Source organism: Pseudomonas sp. P5_A2_2 (assembly GCF_054177685.1).
In genome coordinates this window covers 1-3,757 of the sequence record NZ_JBGCUL010000432.1, presented here as the reverse complement: position 1 = coordinate 3,757, position 3,757 = coordinate 1, and the positions used below count along the sequence as shown (strand labels likewise).

Sequence of the window (3,757 nt, the reverse complement as noted above, 5' to 3'; positions counted from 1 at the left end):
GGCTGGTGGCTCTTGCCACCGGCCTTTTTCCGTTACTGGCAGCCGACTCGGTCGGTGCCGATAACGTGCTGTAACCACCCGATGCGGTGGCGCAAACCATGGGGTTTGCACGATTTTCTGGCTGCTCCCGTCGGGAGGGGCCAAACAAGCAGGTGACCAAGCTGGGGAACGCTGATGGCTTACTCATATACTGAGAAAAAACGTATCCGCAAGGACTTTAGCAAGTTGCCGGACGTCATGGATGTGCCGTACCTCCTGGCCATCCAGCTGGATTCGTATCGTGAATTCTTGCAAGCGGGAGCGACTAAAGATCAGTTCCGCGACGTGGGCCTGCATGCGGCCTTCAAATCCGTTTTCCCGATCATCAGCTACTCCGGCAATGCTGCGCTGGAGTACGTCGGTTATCGCCTGGGCGAACCGGCATTTGATGTCAAAGAATGCGTATTGCGCGGTGTAACTTACGCCGTACCTTTGCGGGTAAAAGTGCGCCTGATCATTTTCGACAAAGAATCGTCGAACAAAGCGATCAAGGACATCAAAGAGCAAGAAGTCTACATGGGTGAAATCCCCCTGATGACTGAAAACGGTACCTTCGTAATCAACGGTACCGAGCGTGTAATCGTTTCCCAGCTGCACCGTTCCCCGGGCGTGTTCTTCGACCACGACCGTGGCAAGACGCACAGCTCCGGTAAACTGCTGTACTCCGCGCGCATCATTCCTTACCGCGGTTCGTGGCTGGACTTCGAGTTCGACCCGAAAGACTGCGTGTTCGTGCGTATCGACCGTCGTCGCAAGCTGCCTGCCTCGGTACTGCTGCGCGCGCTGGGCTATACCACTGAAGAAGTGCTGGACGCGTTCTACACCACCAACGTATTCCACGTGAAGGGCGAGACCCTGAGCCTGGAACTGGTGCCTCAGCGCCTGCGCGGTGAAATCGCCGTCCTCGATATTCTGGATGACAAAGGCAAGGTTATTGTCGAGCAAGGTCGTCGTATCACCGCTCGCCACATCAACCAGCTGGAAAAAGCCGGGATCAAAGAGCTGGATGTGCCTCTGGACTACGTCCTGGGTCGCACAACCGCCAAGGTCATCGTGCACCCGGCAACCGGCGAAATCCTGGCAGAGTGCAACACCGAGCTGAACACCGAGATCCTGGCCAAAATCGCCAAGGCTCAGGTTGTTCGCATCGAAACTCTGTACACCAACGATATCGACTGCGGTCCGTTCGTCTCCGACACCCTGAAGATCGACTCCACCAGCAACCAACTGGAAGCGCTGGTCGAGATCTATCGCATGATGCGTCCTGGCGAGCCGCCAACCAAAGACGCTGCCGAGACCCTGTTCAACAACCTGTTCTTCAGCCCTGAGCGCTATGACCTGTCTGCGGTCGGCCGGATGAAGTTCAACCGTCGTATCGGTCGTACCGAGATCGAAGGTTCGGGCGTGCTGTGCAAGGAAGACATCGTCGCGGTACTGAAGACCCTGGTCGACATCCGTAACGGTAAAGGCATCGTCGATGACATCGACCACCTGGGTAACCGTCGTGTTCGCTGCGTAGGCGAAATGGCCGAGAACCAGTTCCGCGTTGGCCTGGTACGTGTTGAGCGTGCGGTCAAAGAGCGTCTGTCGATGGCTGAAAGCGAAGGCCTGATGCCGCAAGACCTGATCAACGCCAAGCCAGTGGCTGCGGCGGTGAAAGAGTTCTTCGGTTCCAGCCAGCTGTCCCAGTTCATGGACCAGAACAACCCGCTGTCCGAGATCACCCACAAGCGTCGTGTTTCCGCACTCGGCCCTGGCGGTCTGACTCGTGAGCGTGCCGGCTTCGAAGTTCGTGACGTACACCCGACTCACTACGGTCGTGTATGCCCGATCGAAACGCCGGAAGGTCCGAACATCGGTCTGATCAACTCCCTGGCTGCCTACGCGCGCACCAACCAGTACGGCTTCCTCGAGAGCCCGTACCGTGTGGTGAAAGACGCTCTGGTCACCGACGAGATCGTATTCCTGTCCGCCATCGAAGAAGCCGATCACGTGATCGCTCAGGCCTCGGCCACGATGAACGACAAGAAAGTCCTGATCGACGAACTGGTAGCTGTTCGTCACTTGAACGAATTCACCGTCAAGGCGCCGGAAGACGTCACCTTGATGGACGTATCGCCGAAGCAGGTAGTTTCGGTTGCTGCGTCGCTGATTCCGTTCCTCGAGCACGACGACGCCAACCGTGCGTTGATGGGTTCGAACATGCAGCGTCAAGCTGTACCAACCCTGCGCGCTGACAAGCCGCTGGTAGGTACCGGCATGGAGCGTAACGTAGCCCGTGACTCCGGCGTTTGCGTCGTGGCTCGTCGTGGCGGCGTGATCGACTCCGTCGACGCCAGCCGTATCGTGGTTCGTGTTGCCGATGACGAAGTTGAAACCGGTGAAGCCGGTGTCGACATCTACAACCTGACCAAGTACACCCGCTCCAACCAGAACACCTGCATCAACCAGCGTCCGCTGGTGCGTAAGGGTGATCGGGTTCAGCGTAGCGACATCATGGCCGACGGCCCGTCCACCGACATGGGTGAGCTGGCGCTGGGTCAGAACATGCGCATCGCGTTCATGGCATGGAACGGCTTCAACTTCGAAGACTCCATCTGCCTGTCCGAGCGTGTTGTTCAGGAAGACCGCTTCACCACGATCCACATCCAGGAACTGACCTGTGTGGCCCGTGACACCAAGCTTGGCCCAGAGGAAATCACTGCCGACATCCCGAACGTGGGTGAAGCGGCTCTGAACAAGCTGGACGAAGCCGGTATCGTTTACGTAGGTGCTGAAGTTGGCGCAGGCGACATCCTGGTCGGTAAGGTCACTCCGAAAGGCGAGACCCAGCTGACTCCGGAAGAAAAACTGCTGCGTGCGATCTTCGGTGAAAAAGCCAGCGACGTTAAGGACACTTCCCTGCGTGTACCTACCGGTACCAAAGGTACTGTCATCGACGTACAGGTCTTCACCCGCGACGGCGTTGAGCGTGATGCTCGTGCACTGTCGATCGAGAAGTCCCAGCTGGACGAGATCCGCAAGGACCTGAACGAAGAGTTCCGCATCGTTGAAGGTGCTACTTTCGAACGTCTGCGTTCCGCTCTGGTCGGCCACAAAGCCGAAGGCGGCGCCGGTCTGAAGAAAGGCCAGGACATCACCGACGAAGTTCTCGACGGTCTTGAGCACGGCCAGTGGTTCAAACTGCGCATGGCTGAAGATGCTCTGAACGAGCAGCTCGAGAAGGCTCAGGCCTACATCGTTGATCGTCGCCGTCTGCTGGACGACAAGTTCGAAGACAAGAAGCGCAAACTGCAGCAGGGCGATGACCTGGCTCCAGGCGTGCTGAAAATCGTCAAGGTCTACCTGGCAATCCGTCGTCGCATCCAGCCGGGCGACAAGATGGCCGGTCGTCACGGTAACAAGGGTGTGGTCTCCGTGATCATGCCGGTTGAAGACATGCCGCACGATGCCAATGGCACCCCGGTCGACGTTGTCCTCAACCCGTTGGGCGTACCTTCGCGTATGAACGTCGGTCAGATCCTTGAAACCCACCTGGGCCTCGCGGCCAAGGGTCTGGGCGAGAAGATCAACCGCATGATTGAAGAGCAGCGCAAAGTTGCCGAGCTGCGCAAGTTCCTGCACGAGATCTATAACGAGATCGGCGGTCGTCAGGAAAGCCTCGATGACTTCTCGGACCAGGAAATCCTGGATCTGGCTCAAAACCTGCGTGGCGGCG

Annotated in this window: 1 protein-coding gene; it reads left to right on the top strand. The window is 57.9% G+C overall.

What is annotated here, in order from left to right; all coding sequences use genetic code 11:
- Nucleotides 1–174 precede the first annotated feature (174 nt).
- On the top strand, nt 175–3,757 hold a 3,583-nt coding region (gene rpoB / locus ACXRVY_RS19855), incomplete at its 3' end, for a DNA-directed RNA polymerase subunit beta (RefSeq protein WP_458238050.1).